Source organism: Streptomyces sp. NPDC044003 (genome assembly GCF_056435185.1).
Genome location: NZ_JBWKFA010000005.1, coordinates 35,975 through 58,824 on the forward strand (window position 1 = coordinate 35,975; position 22,850 = coordinate 58,824).

General features: G+C 73.9%; 19 protein-coding genes. 7 read left to right on the top strand and 12 right to left on the bottom strand.

The genetic code is table 11. The annotated features are described in order from the left end of the window. Window positions 1-14 precede the first annotated feature (14 nt). The 6 genes from AC07AW_RS20640 to AC07AW_RS20665 form a co-directional block, all read right to left on the bottom strand. Window positions 15-3,620 (bottom strand): hydantoinase B/oxoprolinase family protein, encoded by a 3,606-nt coding sequence (locus AC07AW_RS20640; RefSeq protein ID WP_478816937.1) that lies wholly within the window; start codon window positions 3,618-3,620, stop codon window positions 15-17. Further along, complete coding sequence (locus AC07AW_RS20645) at window positions 3,617-4,702, bottom strand: SGNH/GDSL hydrolase family protein (protein WP_478816938.1); 1,086 nt, start codon at window positions 4,700-4,702, stop codon at window positions 3,617-3,619. Before AC07AW_RS20645 ends, AC07AW_RS20640 begins: the two co-directional genes overlap by 4 nt. Further along, complete coding sequence (locus AC07AW_RS20650; protein ID WP_478816939.1) at window positions 4,699-5,883, bottom strand: glycosyltransferase; 1,185 nt, start codon at window positions 5,881-5,883, stop codon at window positions 4,699-4,701. Before AC07AW_RS20650 ends, AC07AW_RS20645 begins: the two co-directional genes overlap by 4 nt. Next, window positions 5,880-7,001: a glycosyltransferase family 4 protein gene (locus AC07AW_RS20655; protein ID WP_478816940.1), complete on the bottom strand. Its 1,122-nt coding sequence runs from the start codon at window positions 6,999-7,001 to the stop codon at window positions 5,880-5,882. Before AC07AW_RS20655 ends, AC07AW_RS20650 begins: the two co-directional genes overlap by 4 nt. 433 nt (window positions 7,002-7,434) lie before the next feature. Further along, window positions 7,435-8,850 carry a HEAT repeat domain-containing protein gene (locus AC07AW_RS20660; protein WP_478816941.1) on the bottom strand — a complete coding sequence of 472 codons (1,416 nt, stop codon included), beginning with the start codon at window positions 8,848-8,850 and terminating at the stop codon, window positions 7,435-7,437. 258 nt (window positions 8,851-9,108) lie between these two features. Continuing rightward, entirely contained in the window at window positions 9,109-9,501 is a 393-nt protein-coding gene (locus AC07AW_RS20665; RefSeq protein ID WP_478816942.1) for an ankyrin repeat domain-containing protein, read from the bottom strand. A 297-nt stretch (window positions 9,502-9,798) separates the two neighbouring features. On the opposite strand from AC07AW_RS20665, the gene AC07AW_RS20670 reads away from it, so the two are divergent. Both AC07AW_RS20670 and AC07AW_RS20675 read left to right on the top strand, forming a co-directional pair. Then, window positions 9,799-9,993 (top strand): hypothetical protein, encoded by a 195-nt coding sequence (locus AC07AW_RS20670; protein ID WP_015032212.1) that lies wholly within the window; start codon window positions 9,799-9,801, stop codon window positions 9,991-9,993. A 37-nt stretch (window positions 9,994-10,030) separates the two neighbouring features. After that, a complete protein-coding gene (locus AC07AW_RS20675) occupies window positions 10,031-11,764 on the top strand; it encodes a hypothetical protein (RefSeq protein ID WP_478816943.1) in 1,734 nt (577 codons plus the stop codon). A gap of 70 nt (window positions 11,765-11,834) precedes the next feature. On the opposite strand, the gene AC07AW_RS20680 is transcribed toward AC07AW_RS20675, so the two are convergent. After that, the gene (locus AC07AW_RS20680) at window positions 11,835-13,337 is read right to left on the bottom strand and encodes an SCO1417 family PLP biosynthesis transcription factor (RefSeq protein ID WP_478816944.1); all 1,503 of its coding nucleotides are present in this window, start codon (window positions 13,335-13,337) and stop codon (window positions 11,835-11,837) included. Window positions 13,338-13,440: 103 nt separating this feature from the next. Here AC07AW_RS20680 and yczE point away from each other — a divergent pair, with 103 nt between their 5' ends. The 4 genes from yczE (at window position 13,441) to AC07AW_RS20700 (ending at window position 16,912) form a co-directional block, all read left to right on the top strand. After that, window positions 13,441-14,109: a membrane protein YczE gene (gene yczE / locus AC07AW_RS20685; RefSeq protein WP_478816945.1), complete on the top strand. Its 669-nt coding sequence runs from the start codon at window positions 13,441-13,443 to the stop codon at window positions 14,107-14,109. Then, window positions 14,106-14,870 carry a glycerophosphodiester phosphodiesterase family protein gene (locus AC07AW_RS20690; RefSeq protein WP_478816946.1) on the top strand — a complete coding sequence of 255 codons (765 nt, stop codon included), beginning with the start codon at window positions 14,106-14,108 and terminating at the stop codon, window positions 14,868-14,870. The genes yczE and AC07AW_RS20690 overlap by 4 nt, the downstream gene beginning before the upstream one ends. A gap of 41 nt (window positions 14,871-14,911) precedes the next feature. Beyond that, window positions 14,912-16,282, top strand: a complete 1,371-nt coding sequence (locus AC07AW_RS20695; protein WP_478816947.1) for an MFS transporter — start codon at window positions 14,912-14,914, stop codon at window positions 16,280-16,282. A gap of 255 nt (window positions 16,283-16,537) precedes the next feature. Next, the gene (locus AC07AW_RS20700) at window positions 16,538-16,912 is read left to right on the top strand and encodes an RNA polymerase-binding protein RbpA (RefSeq protein WP_015032218.1); all 375 of its coding nucleotides are present in this window, start codon (window positions 16,538-16,540) and stop codon (window positions 16,910-16,912) included. 158 nt (window positions 16,913-17,070) lie between these two features. Here the strand turns inward: AC07AW_RS20700 and fxsA are convergent, their stop codons facing one another. The 4 genes from fxsA to AC07AW_RS20720 all read right to left on the bottom strand — a co-directional run bounded on the left by fxsA (window position 17,071) and on the right by AC07AW_RS20720 (window position 21,145). Next, window positions 17,071-17,664 (bottom strand): FxsA family membrane protein, encoded by a 594-nt coding sequence (fxsA, locus tag AC07AW_RS20705; RefSeq protein WP_478816948.1) that lies wholly within the window; start codon window positions 17,662-17,664, stop codon window positions 17,071-17,073. 60 nt (window positions 17,665-17,724) lie between these two features. Then, window positions 17,725-18,501: a polyprenol monophosphomannose synthase gene (locus AC07AW_RS20710; protein WP_478816949.1), complete on the bottom strand. Its 777-nt coding sequence runs from the start codon at window positions 18,499-18,501 to the stop codon at window positions 17,725-17,727. Between the two features lie 469 nt (window positions 18,502-18,970). Beyond that, window positions 18,971-20,599 carry an amidohydrolase gene (locus tag AC07AW_RS20715; protein WP_478816950.1) on the bottom strand — a complete coding sequence of 543 codons (1,629 nt, stop codon included), beginning with the start codon at window positions 20,597-20,599 and terminating at the stop codon, window positions 18,971-18,973. A 105-nt stretch (window positions 20,600-20,704) separates the two neighbouring features. Then, entirely contained in the window at window positions 20,705-21,145 is a 441-nt protein-coding gene (locus AC07AW_RS20720) for an Lrp/AsnC family transcriptional regulator (protein WP_123450256.1), read from the bottom strand. Window positions 21,146-21,370: 225 nt separating this feature from the next. On the opposite strand from AC07AW_RS20720, the gene AC07AW_RS20725 reads away from it, so the two are divergent. Then, window positions 21,371-21,739 (top strand): hypothetical protein, encoded by a 369-nt coding sequence (locus tag AC07AW_RS20725; RefSeq protein WP_478816951.1) that lies wholly within the window; start codon window positions 21,371-21,373, stop codon window positions 21,737-21,739. Window positions 21,740-21,748: 9 nt separating this feature from the next. On the opposite strand, the gene AC07AW_RS20730 is transcribed toward AC07AW_RS20725, so the two are convergent. After that, complete coding sequence (locus AC07AW_RS20730) at window positions 21,749-22,840, bottom strand: phosphotransferase family protein (protein WP_478816952.1); 1,092 nt, start codon at window positions 22,838-22,840, stop codon at window positions 21,749-21,751. Window positions 22,841-22,850 lie beyond the last annotated feature (10 nt).

Below are 22,850 nucleotides of genomic sequence, written 5' to 3' on the forward strand. Positions count from 1 at the left end.
GGCGGGCCGACGGCTCAGAGGGCCGGCGGGCCGTATCCCCCGCCGCCCGGGGTGCGCAGGACGAGGACGTCGTCGGTGCCCACCTCCGTGGTGGCGGCCCCTTCGAGGTGTTCGACGGTGCCGTCGGCGCGTTCCACGAGGTTCTCGCCGAGGGCGCCGGGCTCGCCGCCCGCCATCCCGTAGGGCGGGACCCTGCGGTGTCCGGTGAGCAGGGCCACCGTCATCGGCTCCAGGAAGCGCAGCCGCCGCTCCACGCCGTGGCCGCCGTGCCATCGCCCGCGCCCGCCGCTGTCCTCCCGTACCGCGAAGGCGTCGACCCGGACCGGGTGGCGCCACTCCAGGATCTCGGGGTCCGTGAGCCGGGAGTTGGTCATGTGGGTCTGGACGGCGTCGGCGCCGTCGAAGCCGTCGCCCGCGCCCGAGCCGCTGGCGACGGTCTCGTAGTACTGCACGCGCGCGTTGCCGAAGGTGACGTTGTTCATGGTGCCGGAGCCCTCGGCCTGGACGCCGAGGGCCGCGTAGAGGGCGCCCGTGACGGCCTGGGAGGTCTCGACGTTCCCGGCGACGGTGGCCGCGGGGTGGACGGGGGTGAGCATGGAGCCGGGCGGGACGCGGACCTCCAGGGGCTCCAGGCAGCCGCTGTTGAGCGGGATGTCCTCGTCGACGAGGGTGCGGAAGACGTACAGGACGGCGGCCATGACGACGGCGGTGGGCGCGTTGGCGTTCCCGGGCAGCTGGGGGGAGGTGCCGGTGAAGTCGAGGACGGCGGAGCGCCGTTCGCGGTCGACCCGGACGGCGACCTGGATCACCGCTCCCCCGTCGGTCTCGTAGCGGTACGCGCCGTCGTCGAGGCGCGCGACGATGCGGCGCACGGACTCCTCGGCGTTGGCGCGGACGTGCCGCATGTAGGCCTGGACGACGTCGAGCCCGAACTCCTCGACCGTGCGGCGCAGTTCCTCGATGCCCTTCTCGTTGGCGGCGATCTGGGCGCGCAGGTCGGCGAGGTTGGTGTCCGGGTCGCGGGAGGGGTGGCGGGCTCCGGTGAGCAGGGCCCGGGTCTCGGCCTCGCGCAGCTGTCCGTCGCGGACGAGCAGCCAGTTGTCGAAGAGGACGCCCTCCTCGTCGACGGTCCGGCTGAAGGCGGGCATGGAGCCGGGGGTGATGCCGCCGATCTCGGCGTGGTGGCCTCGCGAGGCGACGAGGAAGCGGAGTTCGTCGCCGCTGTCGCTTCCCGCGTCGCCGAACACCGGGGTCACGACGGTGACGTCGGGGAGGTGCGTGCCGCCGTGGTACGGGTCGTTGATCGCGTACACGTCGCCGGGGCGCAGGTCGTCCCCGCGCCGGCGCAGCACCTCTTTGATGGACTCCCCCATGGAACCGAGGTGGACGGGGATGTGGGGGGCGTTGGCGATCAGGTTGCCCTCGGCGTCGAAGAGCGCGCAGGAGAAGTCGAGGCGTTCCTTGATGTTGACGGACTGGGCGGTGTTCTCCAGGCGGACGCCCATCTGCTCGGCGATGGACATGAAGAGGTTGTTGAAGACCTCCAGGAGGACGGGGTCCACGTCCGTGCCGGCGGCCACGCGCGGGGGGCGGGGGACGACGCGGTGCAGCAGGAGGTGGCCTTCGTCGGTCGCGGTGGCCCGCCAGCCGGTGTCGACGACGGTCGTGGCGTCGGCCTCGGCGAGGATGGCGGGCCCGTCGACGCTGTCGCCGGGCCGCAGGTCCTCGCGCCGGTGGAGCGGGGCATCGTGGGACGCCCCTGCACTGTGCATGCGGACGGTGGCCGCGGGGGCGAGGGCACCGGTCCGTTCTCCTGTGTCCACGAGGACCGGGCCGTGCGGTCCGGCGGTGCCGACGGCCTCGACGGTGACGGCCTCGACGACGAGCGGCCGGTCCAGGGTGAAGGCGTACCGCGCGCGGTGAAGGTCCGTGAACCCGGTTTTCAGCTCGTCGGCTGGTGCGAGGTCGACGGGAAGGCTCGCGTCCGTGCCCGCGTACCGCAGGAGCACACGCGCGTGCGTGGCGATGGCCTCGTCGGGCAGTCCGTCGGCGCGCAGCTCCTCGCGGGTGCGGTCGGCGAGTTCGGCGCAGAGGGCCGTCACGCGCTCGTGGGTGCCGGCGGCGTCGAGTTCGGCCTCGACGGACCGCTCCCGCATGGCGGTGGCGTCGGCGAGCCCGATCCCGTACGCCGAGAGCACCCCGGCCAGCGGGGGTACGAGAACGGTGTCGACACCCAGGGCGTCGGCGACGGCGCAGGCGTGCTGACCGCCGGCGCCGCCGAAGCTGGTGAGGGCGTACCGGGTGATGTCGTGGCCGCGCTCCACGGAGATCTTCTTGACGGCGTTGGCCATGTTGAGGACGGCGATCTCCAGGAAGCCCGCGGCGACCTCCTCGGGGGTGCGGCCGCCGCCGACCTCCTCGGCGAGGGCGGTGAACCGCTCCCGTACGACCTCGGCGTCGAGGGGAAGGTCGCCGGTCTCGCCGAAGACGGCGGGAAAGTGGTCGGGCTGGACGCGCCCGAGCATGACGTTGGCGTCGGTGACCGTCAGGGGGCCGCCGCGTCGGTAGCAGGCGGGCCCGGGGACGGCGCCGGCCGAGTCGGGGCCGACGCGGTAGCGGCGCCCGTCGTAGTGGAGGACGGAGCCGCCGCCCGCCGCGACCGTGTGGATGCTCATCATGGGCGCCCGCATCCGCACCCCGGCGACCTGTGTACCGAGTTCACGCTCGAAGGTGCCCGCGTAGTGCGACACATCGGTGGAGGTGCCGCCCATGTCGAAGCCGATGACACGGTCGTGTCCCGCCTGCGCCGAGGTGCGAGCCATGCCGACGACGCCGCCGGCCGGTCCCGACAGGACGGCGTCCTTGCCGCGGAAGTGGGCCGCCTCGCGGAGTCCTCCGTTGGACTGCATGAACATGAGACGGATGCCGGCGAGTTCGCGGGCGACCTCGTCGACGTACCGGCGCAGGATCGGCGAGAGATAGGCGTCGACGACGGTGGTGTCCCCCCGCGGGACCAGCTTGATGAGGGGGCTGACCTCGTGCGAGCAGCTGACCTGCGTGAAGCCCGCGGCGCGGGCCGCCGCCGCGACCCTGGTCTCGTGCTCGGGGTGGCGGTAGCCGTGGAGGAGGACGACGGCGGCGGAGCGGAAGCCGTCGCGGTGCGCGGCGGCGAGCGCTTCGGCGACGGCGGCCTCGTCCAGCGGACGGACGAGGCCGCCGTGGGCGTCGACCCGCTCGGGAACCTCGATCACGCGCGCGTACACCGCCTCGGGCAGCACGATGCGTCGGTCGAAGAGCCGGGGCCGGTTCTGGTAGGCGATGCGGAGCGCGTCGCGGAAGCCCTCGGTGATCAGGAGCACGGTCGGCTCGCCGCGCCGCTCCAGGAGGGCGTTCGTGGCGACGGTGGTGCCCATCTTGACGACGGCGATCCGTTCGGCGGGGACGGGGTCGTCCGGGCCCAGGCCGAGCAGCAGACGGATGCCGGACACGGCCGCGTCCCGATGGCGGGCGGGATCGTGGGAGAGCACCTTGCGGGTGACGAGCCGGCCGTCGGGCCGTCGCCCGACGACGTCGGTGAAGGTGCCGCCGCGGTCGATCCAGAACTCCCAGCGCCCGGTCATCCCCCCATTGTGGCCGCGAGCGCCGCCGCGAGGGCGTCGTCCGCGCGCGCGTCGAGCGGTGCCGTGCCGGTGCCGTCGGCCCAGTGACGCAGCTCGGCGCCGGCGAGCAGAAGCAGCTGCGGGAGCAGGTCGCGACTGCGGCGCAGCACCCAGCCGGTGCCGGCGGTGGCGAGCCAGAGCAGCGCCTCGGTGCGGGTCGGCGGCGGCTGGGCGGGCTCCGTCGAGGGCGGTGCGCCGTGGGCGAGTCCCCGGGCGGCGAGGAGCCCGTGGAAGCCGGCGGCGACGGCCCGGTGGCCGCGCTCGCCGGGGTGCAGCCGGTCCGCGCTCCACAGGGCGCGGTCCTCGGTCCAGGCGGGGTCGGCGAGGTGCAGATGGACGGCCCCGTACCGGGCGGAAAGCGCGTGCACGACCGCGTTGACGGAGCGCTGGCGGCGGGCGAGGGGGCGCGCCAGGGGCGGGGGAAGACCGAGCATCCGGCCCGGATCGGGCAGGCAGGCCGTCAGGAGTACGGCTCCGAGGGCGTCGAGGTCGGCGCAGACCCGGTCCAGGCGGCGGGCGAGGAGCGCGATGTCGAAGGTCCGGCGGAGGGTGTCGTTCACGCCGACGACGACGGAGGCGAGGTGGGGCCGGAACGCGAGGGCGCGGGGGGCCTGCTGCTCGACGACGTCGGAGCTGAGCGCCCCGCTGACGGCGAGGTTGAGAAAGACCGTCCCTCGCCCCGGCGCTCCCGGTCCTGCCGTCCCCTGCCCCGACGTTCCCGGCCCTGCCGTCCCCCGCCCCGGCGTTCCCGGCCCCTCCGTCCCCCTCTCGTCGGCCAGGAGCCCCTCGGCCGAGAGCCTTTCGATCGAGAGCCCCTCGACCGAGAGCCCTTCGGCCGCGAGCCCCTCGGCCGCGAGCCCCTCGGAGAGCAGCGCCGCCCACCCCCGCCAGGCCCCGCCGACCCGGTCCCCGACGCCCTCGCTGAACGAGTCCCCGAGCACGGCGAACCGAAGGGGCCCGGCCTCGCCGGGGGCACCGGCACGCGCGGGCGGAATCCCGGGCGCTGCCGCGCCCACCCCCACCCCCGCCGTTTCCCGTGTCATCGGCGGGCCTCCTCGGGGACGAGCGACCGGGTCACCGGGAGGGCGTCGTGGGCGTGGAGGAAGGCGGTGACGGCGCGGTCCCAGGAGAAGACCTCCGCACGCGCGCGTGCGGCGCGGCGGCGGGCGCTCTCCGGGGCCGCGAGGAGACCCCGTACCCCCTCGGCGAAGGCCCTCGGTGTGTCGGCGGCGGACGCTCCCGCCGTGCCCACGACCTCCGGCAGGGCGGAGGAGGCGCTGACCACGACGGGAGTCCCGCAGGCGAGGGCCTCCAGGGCGGAGAGGCCGAAGGTCTCGGCGGGCCCCGGGGCCAGGCACACGTCGGCCGCCGCCTGGAGGTCCGCCAGGGCCTCCCGGTCGGCCACGTGTCCGAGGAACCGCACCGGGAGGCGCCGCTCGCGCGCCCGCCGCTCCAGGGAGCCTCTCAGCGGCCCGTCCCCCGCGACCACGAGCGCCGCCGCGATCCCCAGGCCGCGCAGCTCCTCCAGGGCGTCCAGGGCCGTGCCCGGCCGCTTCTCGACCGAGAGCCGGGAGCACAGCACGAGCAGCACCCGTTCCCCGTCGGCGTACCGGGCCCGCAGCGCGGTGCTGCGACGGCCGGGCCGGCATCGCTCCAGGTCCACGCCGAGCGGCGCCCGTACGACATTGCGCGCCCCGATCCGTACGAACTCGCGCTCCGCCCACTCCGTCGTGCACACGATCCGTGCGAAGGCCCACGCCGTGCGCCGGTTGAGCCGGTCCGCTGCCCGGGCGGCGAGCGCGGGCGGCACGCCCCAGGTGCGCAGCACCCCGTCGGCGGTCTCGTGAGAGACCATGACCGACGGTACGCGGGCGCGTCGCGCCCACTCCCCCGTCCACCGCAGGGTGGTGCGGTCGGAGACCTCGATCCGGTCGGGAGCGAGTTCGTCGAGGAGCCGACGGACGCGGCTCCGGTCGGCCAGGACCCGGTAGCCGCCGGTGCCGGGCAGGACGGGGCCGGGAAGGGTGACGACCCGGCCCTGCTCGGTGTGATGGTCGCTCGCGACGTCGCCGGGGACGACGAGGACGGGTTCGTGGCCGGCGGCCAGGTAGCCGCGGCCGAGCTGGTCGAGGGCGGTGCGGAGGCCGCCCGAGATGGGGGTCACGAAGTTCGCGAGCCGCACGATCCGGAGCCCGGAGGCTCTCCCCTTCGCGGCGCCGCTCATGCCGCCACCGCCGTCCGCTCGCGCAGCACCTCCAGGTAGTGGCCGATCAGCTCGTCGCCGAGCGCCTCCCAGGTGCGCCCCTCGACGGCGGCCCGCCCGGCCGCGCCGTACGCGGCGCGCGTCCCGGGCGCGGCGGCGAGCGCGGCGACAGCCTCGCGCAGCGCGTCCGGGTCGCCCGGGGGTACGAGGAGTCCGGTGCGGCCGTGGTCGACCAGGTCCAGGGGGCCGCCGGCGGCCGGGGCGACGACCGGAACCCCGCTCGCCATGGCCTCCTGGACGGTCTGGCAGAAGGTCTCGTGCGGGCCGGTGTGGGCGAAGACGTCGAGCGAGGCGAAGATCCGGGCGAGGTCGGCGCCGGTGCGGCGGCCGAGGAACCGGGCGGCCGGCAGTGCGGCGCGGAGGGCCGGTTCGCTCGGCCCGTCCCCGACGACCACGACCCGGACGCCGGGGAGCGCGCAGGCCCCCGCGAGCAGGTCCACCCGCTTCTCGGGGGCGAGCCGGCCCACGTAGCCGACGAGGAGCTCCCCGTCGGGGGCGAGCTCCCGACGGAGGGCCGTGTCGCGCAGTTCGGGGCGGAAGCGGACGGTGTCCACTCCACGCCCCCAGAGCCGAATGCGGACGATGCCGTGTTCCTCCAGGTCGCGCGCGGCGGCGGAGGACGGGGCGAGGGTGCGGTCGGCGGCGCCGTGCACGGCGCGGAGGCGGCGCCAGGCGGCGCCCTCGCCGGTCCCGACGTACGTGCGCGCGTAGCCGGCGAGGTCGGTCTGGTAGACGGCGACGGCGGGTATCCCGAGCCGGGCGGCGACGGTCATGCCCCGGACGCCGAGGACGAACGGTCCGGCGAGGTGGACGAGGTCGGCGCGGTGGGCGGCGATGGCGGCGGCGACCCGGCGGCTGGGCAGGGCGACCCGTACCTGCGGATAGCCGGGCAGGGGGAGAGAGGGCACCCGGACGACGGCGCAGGGGGCGTCGGCGTCCGCGGCCGGGTCGGCGACGGCGGGGGCGATGACGAGCGGGGTGTGGCCCCGCCGGACGAGGTGGCGCGCGGTCTGCAGGGCGCAGTGCGCCACACCGTTGACGTCGGGAGGGAAGGATTCGGTGACGATGACGACACGCATACGGGTGTTGTCGTCGCGCTCGGCGTGTCCCCGCCAACGTGGATCTTGACGGGGAGGGAACGTCCCATGAGCTTTTCCCCTGGGCGCAGCGGGGGCCGGAGAAGACGAAAGCCGGGGCCTGTGAAGACGAACACCGGAGGCCGAAAAAGACGAACGCCAGGGGCCGGTGAAGACGCACGCCAGGGGCCGAAGAAGGCGAACGCCGGGCGCCGGAGAAGACGAACGCCAGGGACCGGAGAAGACGAACGCCAAGGGCCGGAGAAAGCGAACACCGGAGGCCGGTGAAGGCACCCCGGCCCCCGGGGCGGGGCCACGCTCGGCGGGTCGTCCGCCGCGGGCCGCGCCGCCCCGGGGGCCGGGTGGCGGGTGGCTCGGGGGCGGCAGGTCGGGCCGGGAGGGGGTGGTCGGACCTGTCGCTGCCCCGGAGCCGGGGTCAGACCTGGAGGTCCGGCCCTATCCGGTTGCGTACCGCCGTCTGGACCTCGACCTCTTCGGCCGGATCCGCGGCGAGCCTGCGCAATCGTTCGGCGACGCGGACGTCACCGGTCTCGGCGTGCTGGGCCGCGACCTCGCGGGTGGTCTCCTCGCAGTCCCACAGGCATTCGACGGCGAAGCCGGTCGCGAAGGTGGTGTCGGTGGCGGCGAGGGCGCGGGCCACGCGGCCGCGCAGCTGGGAGGAGGTCGTCTCGCGGTAGACGTGGCGCAGCACGGGTGCCGCGCAGGCGATGCCGAGGCGTCCGGCGCCGTCGACGAGGCAGGCGAGCTCGGGGGCGTCGGGGCCCGCGGAGCGCACGGTGCCGCGCAGGGCACCGAGGACGAGGGAGGTGTCCTGGGCGGTGCCTCGGCAGGCGAGGACCTCGGCGGCGGCGGTCCCGAGGGCGTCGGTGCGCCGGACCCACGCGCGGGCGCGGGCGACGGCGTCGTCGCCGCACATCCGCCGGTAGGCGGCGACGGCGGCGTCGGCGATCTCGCGGGAGTCGCCGTCGGCCGCGGCCTCGACGAGGTCGAGGACGGCGGGGTCCCGTGACTCGGCGAGGTGGTGGAGGGCGGCGCCGCGGGCTCCGGCCGCGCCGTACCGGGCGGCGGCGAGCAGCTCGGGACGGTCCTCGGGCCCGGCGACGGCGGTCAGGCAGCGGGCGGCGGGGCCGTGGAGCACGGCACCGCGCTCGTACCCCTCCTGCGCCCAGTCGAGGACGGCCTTGACGCTCCAGCCGGGGCGGGGCCCGGCGGGGCGCATCTGGCGCTGCCAGCGGTCGAAGGAGCCCTGGTCGCGGGCAGCCCTGATGCGGGCGCCGACGGACTCGCGCGGGTCCTCGGCCCACAGCCGCCAGGGCCGGGGCTCGAAGGCGTCGCGGACGGTGCGGGCCAGCTCGGCGTCGCCTTCCGCGTCGGCCGGGAAGCGGGCGAGGACGGACAGGGCGAGCGCGCGGAGTCCGGTGTCGTCGTCGCGGAGGGCGAGCTCGTCGAGGGCCCAGGCCCAGTTGGCGCCGGTCGCCGCGTACCGCCGGAGCAGCAGCAGGGCGTCCTGGCGTCCGTAGGAGGCGAGGTGCCCGAGGACGGCGAGCGCGAGCCCGGTCCGGGACTCCTCGGTGTCGAGGTGGTCCTCGGCATCGAAGAGGTGCGCCTCGACCTCGTCCAGGCCTCCGTGGAGGTCCAGGTAGAGCCGGGCGTAGTAAAGGGAGCGGTTCTCGACCTGCCAGTCGTGGCGGGGGTCGTCGAGAACGCAGTGGTTGAGGGCCGCGAGGGCCTCGGCACGTGGCGCGGCGAGCGCGTGCAGGGTGCCGTCGCCGCGGCCCCGCTGCAGCAGGCCGAGCAGGGTGCCGCTCGGCGCTATGACTGGATCGAACATGGGAAGACGCCTCACATCAGCTGTCGACACGACCGGGGGATACCGGGGGCAACCCGGTCGGGCGGTACATCGCCCGTACGCCTAGGCCGTGCGGCAACACTCGGGGCCGCCCGTCGTCGTCATTCGCCTGCCAGTGACCATCTTCCTCAGCCTCTCGTCGGTGGCCCGTTTTGCCGGGCCCGACGTCATGATGACCCACCCATTTCGCCACCGCGACCACATTTACGACGCCGCTCCCACCTGGGGTTCAGCCGCCGTTCACCTGGCTCCGAAGAGCTCCAGGAGTTCGGTCTTGCCGAACATGCGGGCGGTGTCGAGCGCGGACGGAGTCCCTGCCTCCGGATTTGCGCCGCCGGCGAGGAGGGCGCGGACGACGGCGTCCTCGCCCTTGAAGACGGCGCCGGCGAGCGGGGTCTGGCCGCGGTCGTTGGCGCGGTCTGCCTCGGCGCCCCGCTCCAGGAGGGCGGTGACCGCGGCGGCGTGGCCGTGGTAGGCGGCGAGCATGACGAGGGTGTCGCCCTTGTCGTTGGTGAGGTTCGCGGGGACGCCCGCGTCGAGGTACGCGGCGAGGGCGTCGGTGTCACCCGTGCGTGCGAGGTCGAAGACCTTGGACGCCAGCTCGATGACCTCGGGGTCCGGAGTCTCGCTCATCGGGTGGGACCGCCTCTCTCCTGCGTTGTCGGCCTGTGCACGGCAAGCGCGGCCGTACGAGTGAATCGACAGGGTACTGCCCGTCCGGCGACATGACCGCGCCCGACCGAGGCAAAGATCACGTCATTCCGCCCCTAGGCGGGCCCCGGGTGTTTCGCCACCCGGCAGCGCGTTCGACGTCCGCCGGTCAAGTGAAATCGACCGTTTTTCACTCTAATGCACCTTTAGTCACATAGATACTTGCTGTGAACCTGGAAGGACTCATGGTGACTGTCCCCTCAACCAGGAGAACAACCAATGATCCTGTCCATCTCAGGCGTGGTCCTGCTCGGCATCATCTGCTTCCTGTTCTTCAAGAAGGACGGGATGAAGGCCTCGCACGCCCTCGTCAGCGCGCTGTTCGGCTTCTACCTCGCGGGCACCGCCATCGCCCCGAGCATCACGGCGGGTGGGCAGAGCCTCGCCGGCCTCCTGGGCGGGATCAAGTTCTGACGCCCTCCAGTCCCTTCCAGCGATTCAGGAGTACTTCGTGGCCCGGCGACCACTCCCCCGCATTCTGAGCAGCGGCAGCGCACAGATCGCTCGTAGTCGAGAGATCGCGCGCTCGGCCGCCGACAGCGCCACCGACGTGCTCCATCCACTGATCACGGTCTCCCGTGGTCTGCGGAAACTGGCCGCGACCGCGCGCGCCAAGTGGGCCGCGACCCCCAAGGAGCGGCGTGGTCCCACGCTGCTCCTGGTCGCGGCCTGCGTCCTGGTCGTCGCCCTCATGCCGTACGGGCCGCTCCTCGCGCTCGTGGTGCTCATGGCCGCGGCCGCCTGGAAGGGCCGTGAGCGCCCGGTCGTGAAGACCGGGCCCGACGAGGCGGAGATCGCCCGTCTCAAGGGCCTGTACGAGGCCCTCGTGCCGTACTTCTCCGTCCCCGAGGACCCCTCGCCGCTCTTCGCCCACGACGGGGAGTGGAGCGGCGCCTTCGCGGACCACGCCTTCGACGAGGACGGGCGGCTCACCCGGCTGCGCATCGCGTACCCCCCGTACTTCACCGACGGCGAACCCGCCGCCCGCGCCCGCATCGAGCAGCTGCTGCACGCCAAGTCGGGGCGCGGCCGCGAGTACCGCTTCGACTGGGACGAGGAGGGCAACCGGCTCGTCATGAGCGTGCTGCCCGCTCTGCCCACCACCATCGCCGCCCAGCGCTTCGTCACGGTGCCGGGCGAGACGGTCCTCGGCTTCACCGACGCCGACGCCGTGCAGCGGACCGTGCCCGTCGTCTCGGCGGACGGCACGGAGGACGCGCCCGCCGTCGTCTGGCGCACCGGCCCCCGCTCCACCGAGCCGCACCTGCTCGCCGTCGGCCAGCCCGGCAGCGGCACCACCTCCCTGCTGCGTTCGATCGCCCTCCAGGCCCTCCCCCACGGCGACGTGCTGATCGTCGAGGGCGGCGGCACCGGCGAGTACGCGTGCCTGACCGGCCGCGACGGCGTCCTCGCGGTCGAGTGCGGGCTCTCCGGCGCCCTCGCCGCCCTGGAGTGGGCGGCGCACGAGACGGAGCGGCGGCTGATCGCCGCCAACCGCGCCCGGCAGGCCGGGCAGCCGGCGCCCGAGGACACCCGCCGCCCGCTGTGGATCCTGCTCGACCGGCCGAGCATCCTCGGCCACCTGGCCGCCGCCGACGGCCGCCCCGACCCCCAGGAGCTCCTCCAGGTGCCGCTGCGGCACGGGCGCGCGGCGCAGGTCACGGTCGTGGTGGCCGAGCAGTTCGACTCCACGGACACGCTGAGCGAGTCGGTACGGACCCACACCAGGGCCCGGATCGTCCTCGGCCCCGCCACCCCGGAGCAGATCGGGGCCGTGCTCGGCGCCCGGCCGCACACCACGCCGACGCCCGAGGTCCCCGCGGGCCGTGGCTACGCGCGCCTGGGCACCGGCCCGGTCCTGCGGCTCCAGGTGCCGGCGACGCCCGACCCGTACGACGACGCGACGAGCGAGACGCACCGCCAGGCGGTCCTGGACCTTCTCCCGGAGCGCCGCGCGATCACGGCCCCGGCCGCGCCCGCCGTCCTGGTCAAGGCCCCGCCCGCACCCACCGCCCCGCCGGCCGTCACCGCCCCGCCCGCCGTCACGGCCTCGGACACGGTCACGATCTCGGCCGCCGCGGTGGAGACGGTCCCCGGCTCGGCCCCCGAACCGGCCCCGGCGCCCCGCACCGAACCGGACTCCGGCCCCGCCCCGTTCCACACCCCGGTCCCCGCCGAGGGCTGAGACCGGACGGACGGACGAAGGGTCCCCACGCACGCGCGTGGGGACCCTTCGTACATGTCCGCGTGACCCGTTACGCCACGAACGACCGCGGCGGTTCCGTTCCCCCGCTGCCGACGCCCGACTCGACCAGGCGGGCCGCGGCGGCCAGCCGGACGGCCGCCTCGTCGGCGACCGGGCCGCCGACCGTGAAGGGCAGCCGGACGAAGCCCTCGAAGGCGCCGTCGACGCCGAAGCGGGGACCGGAGGGGACGCGGACGCCGACCCGCTCACCCGCCTCCGCGAGCCGTGAACCGGACAGGCCGCCGGTGCGGACCCAGAGGGTCAGACCGCCGCGCGGGACCGCGAACTCCCACTCCGGGAGCTCCCGGCGGACGGCGGCGACGAGCGCGTCCCGGTTCTCCTTGGCCTGCTCGCGGCGGAGGCTCACGGCCTCCTCCCAGCCGCCCGTCCGCATCAGCCAGTTCACGCCGAGCTGCTCCAGGACGGGGGTGCCCAGGTCGGCGTACGCGCGCGCGGCCACCAGGGAACGGATGACGTCGGGCGCGGCCCGGACCCAGCCGATCCGCATGCCCGCCCAGAAGGCCTTGCTGGCCGAGCCGACCGTGAGGACGGTGGCGCCCGCCGGGTCGAAGGCGCAGACCGGCCGGGGCATCTCCAGGTCCTCGTCCAGGTGCAGCTCGGCCATGGTCTCGTCGACGACGAGGACCGTGCCGGCCGAGCGGGCCGCCTCGACCAGCTGGCGCCGCTGGTCCTCGTCGGCGAGCGCGCCGGTCGGGTTGTGGAAGTCGGCGACGACGTACGCGAGGCGGGGCGCCGCGTCCCGCAGCACCTGCCGCCAGCGGGGCAGGTCCCAGCTGCCGAGGCCCTCGGCCATGGCGACGGGCACCAGCCGGGCGCCGGCCGAGCGCATCAGCTGGAGGATGTTGGCGTACGAGGGCGACTCGACGGCGATCCGCTCGCCGCGGCCCGCGAAGAGGTGGCAGATGGCGTCGATGGCGCCCATGGCGCCGGTCGTGACCATGATCTGCTCGGGCATGGTGGGGATCCCGCGCGCGGTGTACCGGTCGGCGAGCATCTGCCGCAGCGCGGGCAGCCCGGCCGGGTAGTCCCCGTGCGTGTGGGCGTAGGGCGGCAGTTCCTCCAGCGCGCCCTGGACGCCCCGGGTGAGCCAGGGCTCGGGTGCGGGCAGCGCCGCGCAGCCGAGGTCGATCATCGAGCCGAGGGACTCGGGCGGCAGGGGTTCGAGGCCGCGCGCGGGCAGCGGGTTCCCGGCGGGCACGGCGGTCCAGCTGCCGGCGCCGCGTCGTGACTCCAGGAAGCCCTCGGTGCGCAGCGCCTCGTAGGCCGCGGCGACGGTGGTGCGGCTGACGGTGAGCGCGAGGGCGAGTTCCCGCTCGGCGGGCAGGCGGGCGGCGACCGGGACGCGGCCCTCCAGGACGAGCAGCCGGATGCCGTCGGCCAGGGCGCGGTAGGCGGGCGGCTTGCGGGCGCCGGGTCCGGCGGGCCGCGGCTGCTGCGCCTGGAGCTGCCGGGCGAGCTGAGCCGGTCCCACCGCCGAAGTCCACTGAGCCATGGAAATCAGTCCACCTTCCTCGAATTGGCCATGGGCGACATCCGATCCCCCGCCACAGAGTGTCATGAGCCAGTCCACTACCACCACCTTGGGGGGCAGTTCCTTGTCCATCGCCTCCGGCCTCCATGGCCGGCACCTCACCCGTCGGCTCGTCCAGCTGTACGCCGGACTGACGCTGTACGGGGTCAGCTCGGCGCTGCTGGTGCGCAGCGGCCTCGGCCTGGAGCCCTGGGGCGTCCTCCACCAGGGACTCGCCGAGAAGACCGGGCTGACCATCGGCGTGGTGTCGATCATCGTCGGTGCGATGGTGCTGCTCCTGTGGGTCCCGATCCGGCAGCGGCCCGGGCTCGGCACGGTCTCCAACGTGTTCGTGATCGGACTGGCGATGGACGGCACCCTGGCGCTCGTCCCGGACGTCGACGGTCTGGTCGAGCAGGTGCCGGTGCTCCTGCTCGGCATCGTCCTCAACGGGGTCGCGACCGGTCTGTACATCGCGGCGCGGTTCGGACCCGGCCCGCGTGACGGCCTGATGACCGGTCTGCACCGGCTCACCGGCCGGTCCATCCGGCTGGTGCGGACGGCGATCGAGGTGGTGGTGGTCGCCACCGGCTTCCTGCTCGGCGGCTCGGTCGGCGTCGGCACGGTCCTCTACGCCCTCGCGATCGGACCGCTCGCCCAGTTCTTCCTGCGCTGGTTCGCCGTCCCGGATCCGGACCCCGTCCCCTCCGAGGTCGCCACGGAGACACCGGAAGGCGCCATACTGCGGCCGTGACTCGCGTACGCCACCCCTACCTCGACCATCCCTCCCCTCTCGCGTTCGCCCATCGCGGCGGCACGGCGAACGGCCTGGAGAACACCGCGGCCGCCTTCCGCCGGGCCACCGCGGCGGGCTACCGCTATTTCGAGACCGATGTGCACACGACCTCCGACGGCGTGCTCGTCGCCTTCCACGACGCGACCCTCGACCGGGTGACGGACACCTCGGGCCGGATCCGCGACCTCCCTTGGGCGGCGGTACGGGAGGCCCGAGTGGCCGGCAAGGAGCCCCTGCCGCTCTTCGAGGACCTCCTGGAGGAGTTCCCCGAGGCCCGCTGGAACGTGGATCTCAAGACCGAGTCGGCCCTCGCCCCGCTGGTCGACCTGATCCGCAGGACCGGCGCCTGGGACCGGGTCTGCGTGGGCTCCTTCACCGAGTCCCGGGTGGCGCGGGCGCAGCGTCTGGCCGGTCCGCGGCTCGCCACCTCGTACGGGGTGCGCGGGGTGGCCGGGCTGCGGCTGCGCTCCTGGGGGATCCCGGCGGCGCTGCGGGCCGGAGCCGTGGCGGCGCAGGTGCCGGAGCGCCAGGCGGGGATCCCCGTGGTCGACCGCCGGTTCGTGCGGGAGGCGCACGCGCGCGGGCTCCAGGTCCACGTGTGGACCGTGAACGATCCCGCCCGGATGAACTCTCTCCTCGACCTGGGTGTCGATGGCATCATGACCGATCACCTGGAGACGCTGCGCGGCGTGCTCACCGATCGGGGAGCGTGGATCTGAGCCGCGTCCCGGCCACGGGGACGAACGAGGAGGGCGCGGCCGTGACCGCTGACACCACCGAGCCGGAGGAGTACGCCACCGGCCCTGCCGAGCGGAAACGCGAGCAGCGGGGCTGGTACTTCTACGACTTCGCGTGCTCGGTGTACTCGACGAGCGTGCTGACCGTGTTCCTGGGGCCGTACCTGACCTCGGTGGCGCGGGCGGCGGCGGACGCCGAGGGCTTCGTGCACCCGCTGGGGATCCCGGTGCGGGCGGGCTCGCTCTTCGCGTACGCCGTGTCCGTGTCGATCGTGGTCGCGGTCCTGGTGATGCCCCTGGTGGGCGCCGTGGCGGACCGTACGGGCCGGAAGAAGCCGCTGCTCGCGGCGGCGGCGTACGTGGGGGCGGCGGCCACGACGGGGATGTTCTTCCTCGCGGGCGAGCGCTATCTCCTCGGCGCCTTCCTGCTGATCGTGGCGAACGCCTCGCTGTCGGTCTCGATGGTGCTCTACAACGCCTATCTCCCGCAGATCGCGGAGCCCGACGAGCGGGACGCGGTGTCCTCGCGCGGCTGGGCCTTCGGCTACACGTCCGGGGCGCTGGTACTCGTCCTGAACCTGGTCCTGTACTCGGGCCACGAGTCCTTCGGCCTCACGGAGGGCGAGGCGGTCCGGATCTGCCTGGCCTCGGCCGGTGTGTGGTGGGGCGCCTTCACGCTCGTGCCGCTGCGCCGGCTGCGCGACCGGCAGGTCCGCCCGGAAGGGGTCGGGCAGGCCGGCGAGGGCGCGGTGGGAAGTGGCTGGCGCCAGCTGCGGGCGACGCTGAAGGACATGCGCCGGCACCCGCTGACGCTCTCCTTCCTCCTCGCCTACCTGATCTACAACGACGGCGTGCAGACGGTGATCTCCCAGGCCTCCGTGTACGGCTCCGAGGAGCTGGGCCTGGACCAGACGACGCTGATCACAGCCGTCCTCCTCGTCCAGGTGCTCGCGGTGGCGGGGGCCCTCGGGATGGGGCGACTCGCCCGGGTGTACGGCGCCAAGCAGACGATTCTGGCCTCGCTGGCGGTCTGGACGCTGATCCTGGCGGCGGGCTACTTCCTGCCGGCCGGCTCGCCGGTGTTCTTCTTCTGCCTGGCGGCCGCGATCGGCCTCGTCCTGGGCGGCAGCCAGGCCCTGTCGCGCTCGCTGTTCTCGCATCTGGTGCCGCGCGGCAAGGAGGCGGAGTACTTCTCGGCGTACGAGATGAGCGACCGGGGGCTCAGCTGGCTGGGTCCGCTCGTGTTCGGTCTCGCGTATCAGCTGACCGGAAGCTATCGGGATGCCATCATCTCCCTGGTGATCTTCTTCGCCGTCGGTTTCGCGCTGCTCGCCCGGGTCCCGGTCCGGCGTGCGGTGGAGGCCGCGGGGAACCCGATACCCGACCGTATTTAGACGTGGCGGTGAAAGGGCGGTAGTGTACGCGTTTGGCCTGCCAGGCGGACCGTTACTGCGTGCTGCTTTGGTGAAGACACTGGGTCACATCTGCCGTCAGATGTGACAAAACGGGCACTGGTGGGTACAACAAGGGGCGGCACGACGGGCGACGCATGACCCGGCACGGGAATCTTTACCGCCGACCGGACGTTGACCGGATAACGACGACAGCGACACCTGTCCTGTGGGCGACAAGCCCGGGAGGCACGATTCATGAGTGAGCGAGCTCTTCGCGGCACGCGCCTCGTGGTGACGAGCTACGAGACCGACCGCGGCATCGATCTGGCCCCGCGCCAGGCGGTGGAGTACGCATGCGAGAAGGGACATCGATTTGAGATGCCCTTCTCGGTCGAGGCGGAGATTCCGCCGGAGTGGGAGTGCAAGGTCTGCGGAATCCAGGCACTCCTGGTGGACGGGGACGGACCTGAGGAGAAGAAGGGCAAGCCTGCGCGTACGCACTGGGACATGCTCATGGAGCGGCGCACCCGCGAGGAGCTGGAGGAGGTCCTCGCCGAGAGGCTGGCCGTCCTGCGCTCCGGCGCCATGAACATCGCCGTGCATCCGCGCGACAGCCGCAAGTCGGCCTAGCGGTCCGCCGCACGAGCACAACGCCGCGGGGCCCGGTACACACATCGTGTACCGGGCCCCGCGGCGTTTCCGTGCCCCGCGCGCCCGGAGCTTTTCCCGCGAAGCGGGACACAGCTGCCCCGGAGCCTTCCTGGGAAAGCTCCGGGGCACGTGTGAGGTCAGGGCATCAGGGGCGGCCGCGGCTCGTCGGCCCGGCGCGGGCCCTGGGGCGTGTCCTCGCGGATGACCTCACCCTGGACCACCTTTCCGTCCGGCCGGTGGATACGGGCCTGCTGGAAGGCGTCCTGGAGGCTGCCGGCAGGCGCGGCGCTCATCCGGCGCTCGACGGCCTTCTCCGCGTACCGCCCGAGGAACGAGCGGACCTGCGGGATCAGCAGGAGCAGGCCGGCCGCGTCCGAGAGGAGGCCGGGGATCATCAGGAGCAGGCCGCCGAGCATCAGGAAGCCGTTGCGGTCGTCCGCGCCGGCCCGGTCGGCGGGCGAGGGCGCCACGCCGCTCTGCGCGGCCGCCTGGGCCTGCTGGAAGGTCGAGGTGAGGTTGCGGAAGGCACGGCGGCCCGCCCGCTTGACGACAGCGGCGCCGAGCACGGCGCCGCCGACGAGCAGGGCGAGGACGGTCAGTCCACCCGCCGCGTTCGCCACCACCGTGAGCAGCCAGATCTCCAGGACCAGCCAGGCGGCGACGCCGAGCGGAAGGTACGTACGCGCGCGTGAGCGCTTCGGGGCGAGGGGAGGCGGTGCGCCGGTCGTCATGGTCCCCAGTGTGCCTGGCGCCCCGCCGGAACGTCGTAAAGGAAGGATCAGTACGCGAGGTCAGGAGGACTTGCGGCCGAGCAGCTTGCCGACCTTCTCCGCGCGCGCCGTCAGGCCCCAGCCGGTGACCCGCCACAGCGCCTCGACGACGATGTTGCGGCTCATCTTCGAGTCGCCGATCTCGCGCTCGACGAAGGTGATCGGGACCTCGACGACGTGGAAGCCGGCGGCGACCGCGCGGCGCGCCAGGTCGACCTGGAAGCAGTAGCCGGCCGAGGCCACGTCCTCCAGGCCCAGGCCCTCCAGGGTCTCCTTGCGGAAGGCCCGGTAGCCGCCGGTGACGTCACGGATCGGCACGTCGAGCATCACGCGCGAGTAGAGGCTGCCGCCCCGGGAGATGAACTCGCGGGACTTCGGCCAGTTCACGATCCGGCCGCCCGGCACCCAGCGGGAGCCGAGGACCAGGTCCGCGCCCTTGAGGGCGGTGAGCAGCCGCGGGAGCTCCTCGGGCTGGTGGGAGCCGTCGGCGTCCATCTCGACGAGGACGCCGTAGCCCTGCTCGATGCCCCACTGGAAGCCGGCGAGGTAGGCGGCGCCGAGCCCCTCCTTGCCCTTGCGGTGCAGGACGTGCACATGGTCGTCCTCGGACGCGATCTCGTCCGCGAACTTGCCCGTGCCGTCAGGGCTGTTGTCGTCGGCGACGAGAATGTGCGCCTCGGGTACGGCTTCCCGCACCCGCGCGACGATCGGCTTGATGTTCTCCGCCTCGTTGTAGGTCGGAATGATCACCAAGGCCTTGCCGAGCGGGCCGTAACGCCTCTGGCCACCGTCGTTCACTACTGCCCCTTCGGATACATACGCAGGCCCCCACCATAGCGAGGTCCCCGGAGTGCTCCGGCGCGGCGGGTCGGGTGGGACGGGTGCGGTGGCGGGTCCCGCGGGGCGCGCTCCACGGGTGACGTGCGGTGCGGGGCCCGGCGTCCTTCGGTCCGACCTGGGATCCGCTGGCTGCGGGTCGACCGAGAGCCGTTGTCTACTGAACGTCCGGGCCCCACCCGGGTCGCACCTTCCGCCGGAGAAACCTTCCCTCGCGGCCGGGGCGCGGGCGGCGTTCGGCTACGGCGTGGGGGTGCGGTCCGGTCGGACGTCCTGTGGTGGACGCCGTGAACCTACCCGTCCCCGACGGGCGACTGTCAACACCCGCTTGACCTGGAAAGACTTCCCAAAAGCCCAGGCCGGAGGGGAAGATCCGCAGGTCGGGGACAAACGTGCGGGACCGCGGTCCGGGGGACGGAAAGTCCCCACATCACTCGTTCGGCCGCACGAACACCGTCTGCCCGTACACCACCGTGCGCAGACAGACGGGGAGTTCGACGCCGGGCGACAGATCGGGTAGACCGGGCGTTCCGGACCGGGGGTCGGTGGACCAGCGGGCGACCCGGTCGTCGGGCGCCTGGACGACGAGCTCCTCGGTGCGCCAGACCGCGTAGTCGGCGGGGGCGCCGGGGACCAGCGTCCCCGCGCCGTCCCGGCCCACGGCCCGCCAGCCGCCCCGGGTGTGGGCGGTGAAGGCGGCGCGGGCGGAGATCCGGTGCTCGGGGGTCCGGTGGAAGGCGGCGGCCCGGACGGTGCCCCAGGGGTCGAGCGGGGTGACCGGGCTGTCGGAGCCGAAGGCCAGCGGCACACCGGCGCGCAGGAGCGCCGCGTACGGGTTGAGGGTGCGGGCCCGCTCGGCGCCGAGCCGGTCGGCGTACATGCCCACCTCGCCGCCCCAGAGGGCGTCGAAGGCGGGCTGGACGGAGGCGGTGAGGCCCAGCTCGGCGAAGGCGGCGATCGTCTCGGGGGTGAGCATCTCGACGTGCTCGACACGGTGCCGGGCGGCCCGGACGCGGGCCAGGCCCAGCTTGTCGGCGGCGGCCCTGACGCCCTCGACGACGGCGGTCACGGCGGCGTCGCCGATGGCGTGGAAACCGGCCTGGAGGCCCGCCTCGGTGCAGGCGACGACGTGCAGGGCGATGGTGGCCGCGTCCAGGTGGGCCGAGCCGCGGTGCCCGGTGTGGTCGGCGTACGGCTCGTGGAGGCAGGCGGTGTGGGAGCCGAGCGAGCCGTCGGCGAAGAGGTCGCCGGCCGCGCCGAGGGCGCCCAGGGCCCGCGCCCGCTCGACGTCGAGGTCGGCCCAGTAGCCGACGACCCGGGGTCCGGCCTCCTCGCGCGCGAGGTCCAGGAGGCCGGTGAAGTCCTCCTCGGAGGAGATCTGCGGTCCGCCGCACTCGTGGAGGGTGCCGATGCCGAGGGAGGCGGCCTTGAGCCGGGCGGCGCGCTGGGCCTCGGTGCGCTGCTGCGGCGACACGGCGGCGAAGGCGGCCGCGCGCACGGCGTGGTGGGCGTCGCCGGTGAGCGGCCGCTGCCCGTCGTGGAAGCCGTCGAGGTCGCGGACGCCGGGCACGAGGTCGAGGAGGGCGGTGGTGACGACGGCCGAGTGGACGTCGATCCGGGTCAGGTAGAGCGGGCGGCCGCCGGTGAGCTCGTCGAGCTCGGCGCGGGTGAGCGGGCGGCGCTCGGGCCAGCGGGAGGCGTCCCAGCCGTGGCCGATGAGGATGCGGTCCTCGGGGCGGGCGGCGGCGTGGGCCCGGATCAGCTCCGCGGCCTCCGCGAGCGAGGCGGCGGAGGACAGGTCGAGCCCGGTGAGGGCGAAGCCGGTCGCGGTGGTGTGCACGTGCGCGTCGACGAACGCCGGGGTGACGAGCGCGCCCTCCAGGTCGACGACCTCGTCCACGCCGGACGCGAAGGCGTCGGCCGCGCCCTCCGAACCCACCCAGGCGACGTGCCCGCGCTCCACCACCATGGCGGTGGCGAAGGGATCGGCGGGGCTGTGGACTTCTCCACCGCGCAGCAGCACGGTGCGGTGTTCGCCGGAGGACATGGTCTCACTCATGCCCACCAGGCTAGGGGGTGCTGTGCGGGACTCCCGAAACACCCCCTAGGACCTGCCGGGACCCGGTTTGTCCGGCAGGTCCCCCTCGGCGGTTCCGACCCGCACTCAGATGCGCGGTGGCCTGGCCTCGTACGGTGTCGACAGGACGACGGTCGTGCGGCTGGAGACGCCCGCCTGGGAGCGGATGCGGGTGAGCAGGTGCTCCAGTTCCAGCGGGGTGGCGACGCGGACCTTGAGGATGTAGTTCTCTTCGCCCGCGACGCTGTGGCAGGCCTCGATCTCCGGGATGTCGGCGAGCCGGTCGGGGGTGTCGTCCGGGGCGCTGGGATCGAAGGGTTTGACCGAGATGAACGCGGTGAGCGGCAGACCCACGGCCTCCGGGTCGACGACGGCGGCATAGCCGCGGATGACACCGCGCTGCTCCAGGCGGCGGACGCGCTGATGCACCGCCGACGTGGACAGGCCGGTGGCCTTGCCCAGGTCGGTGTAGCTCATGCGCCCGTCCTTGACGAGCAACTCCACGATCTGACGATCCAGCTCCTCCATGCGGTGACCCTATGACCCCGGAGGGAATCGGGCACGGCCGGGGGCGGCCCATATAGGGCGCTATGGGCTGTCACGGGGCACCTGCGACAGGCATGTGACGAACGCCACAGGTTTGCGCCGTGCCCGAAGTCTCGCCTCACGGTTATGCGGAGTTCCGCATGGGAAGTGCTTGCTGTGGTCGAGGCCGCACAGATCCGGCCGACCAAGCCGAGGGGGAGATTCCCAATGCAGGAGCCTGTTGATTCGGTCGACACGTCCGACGAGCTCGACGCGTACGACACCTTTGAGATGTTCCGGGTCGTCTGCCCGGAGTGCGTGCAGCCCATCGGGCTGCTCGCGGACGAGGACGCGCTGCCGGAGCACGCCCTCTGCCCGACGAAGTGGAACCCCTTCGTCCTGACGGTCTGCCCGGGCACGGGCCTCCCGGCCTCCGCGGCCCGCCCCGCCGACGACGTCCTGGGCGTCCAGGAGCAGGACACCGCGCTGCTCCTGACGCTCCCCCAGGGCCTCGACTGGCGCACGCAGCCCTTCTCGCACGTCGGCGGTCCGGGCTCGCGTCCGATCCGGGTGCCGCAGATGCGGCGCGCGGCCTGAGCCGTCCGGCTACCAGTAGCTTCCCCGCACCATCGCCGCGAGCGTGGCGTGGTGCAGGATCAGCCCGTCCGGGTCACCGGGCACCTCGACCTCGCCGAAGTGGGCCTGGCGGTACGCGATCCTGAGCATCACGATCGCGTGCCGCAGTGCCGCGTAGAGCGTGTGGAACTCCATGTCGCGCGGGGTGTGCCCGGTCAGTTCCGCGTACCGCCGCTCGATCGCGTCGCGCCGCAGGAAGTCCGGGAGGCCGGGCTGGCCGAAGCCGACGGTCAGGTCCTGGAAGAAGCGGTGCAGGTAGACGGTCCACCCGAGGTCGACCTCGCGGGGGACATACGACGCCATCTCCCAGTCGAGGACGGCGGCGGGCGTGAACCCGTCGTAGACGATGTTCCCGATGCGGGCGTCGCCCCAGCCGAGGACGGCGGGGCCCTCGTCGGCCGGCCAGTGCTCCTCCAGCCAGTCGAAGGCCGACTCGATGAGCGGCGAGGGCGCGAGGCCCTCCACCACCCAGGCGTAGTAGGCGCGTTGGGCGTCGACGTGCCGGCGCAGCGGGCTTCCGGCCCCTTCCGGGAGCAGGAACTCGGCCTCCTTCGCGGGGAACTGGTCGTGCAGCCTGGCCAGTACGGAGACGGACTCGGCCTCCAGGTGGGCGCGTTCGGCGTCGGTGGCGGCGTGCAGCCAGTTCCCCTCGTACGTGTAGGGCATGACGTCCGGCGGGACGCGGCCCTCGGCGCGGGCCATCACGAAGAAGGGCGCGCCGAGCGGTTCCGGGTCCTCCTCCAGCCAGAGCACGCGCGGCACGGGGACGTCGGTGTGCTCGCCGACGAGGCGCATCACCCGGTGCTGGCGCGCCATGTCGTAGACCGGGAAGACGGTGTAAGCGGCGGGGTCGGCGGCCAGCCGCAGGGCGCAGCCGCGCACGGGGGCGTCCGGGTGGTCGAGGTCGAAGAGCAGGGTCTCGCTGGACATGCCGTTGGAGCCGGGGACGGCGAGGCCGTCGACCCCGGCCCCGGGCAGGTGCCGGTCCAGCCAGGCGGTGAGCCGCCGGCCGAGCTCCTCGGGGTCACGGGTGGTGGTGCGGGGGCGCGGCGCGGTGGCCAAGGGACGCTCC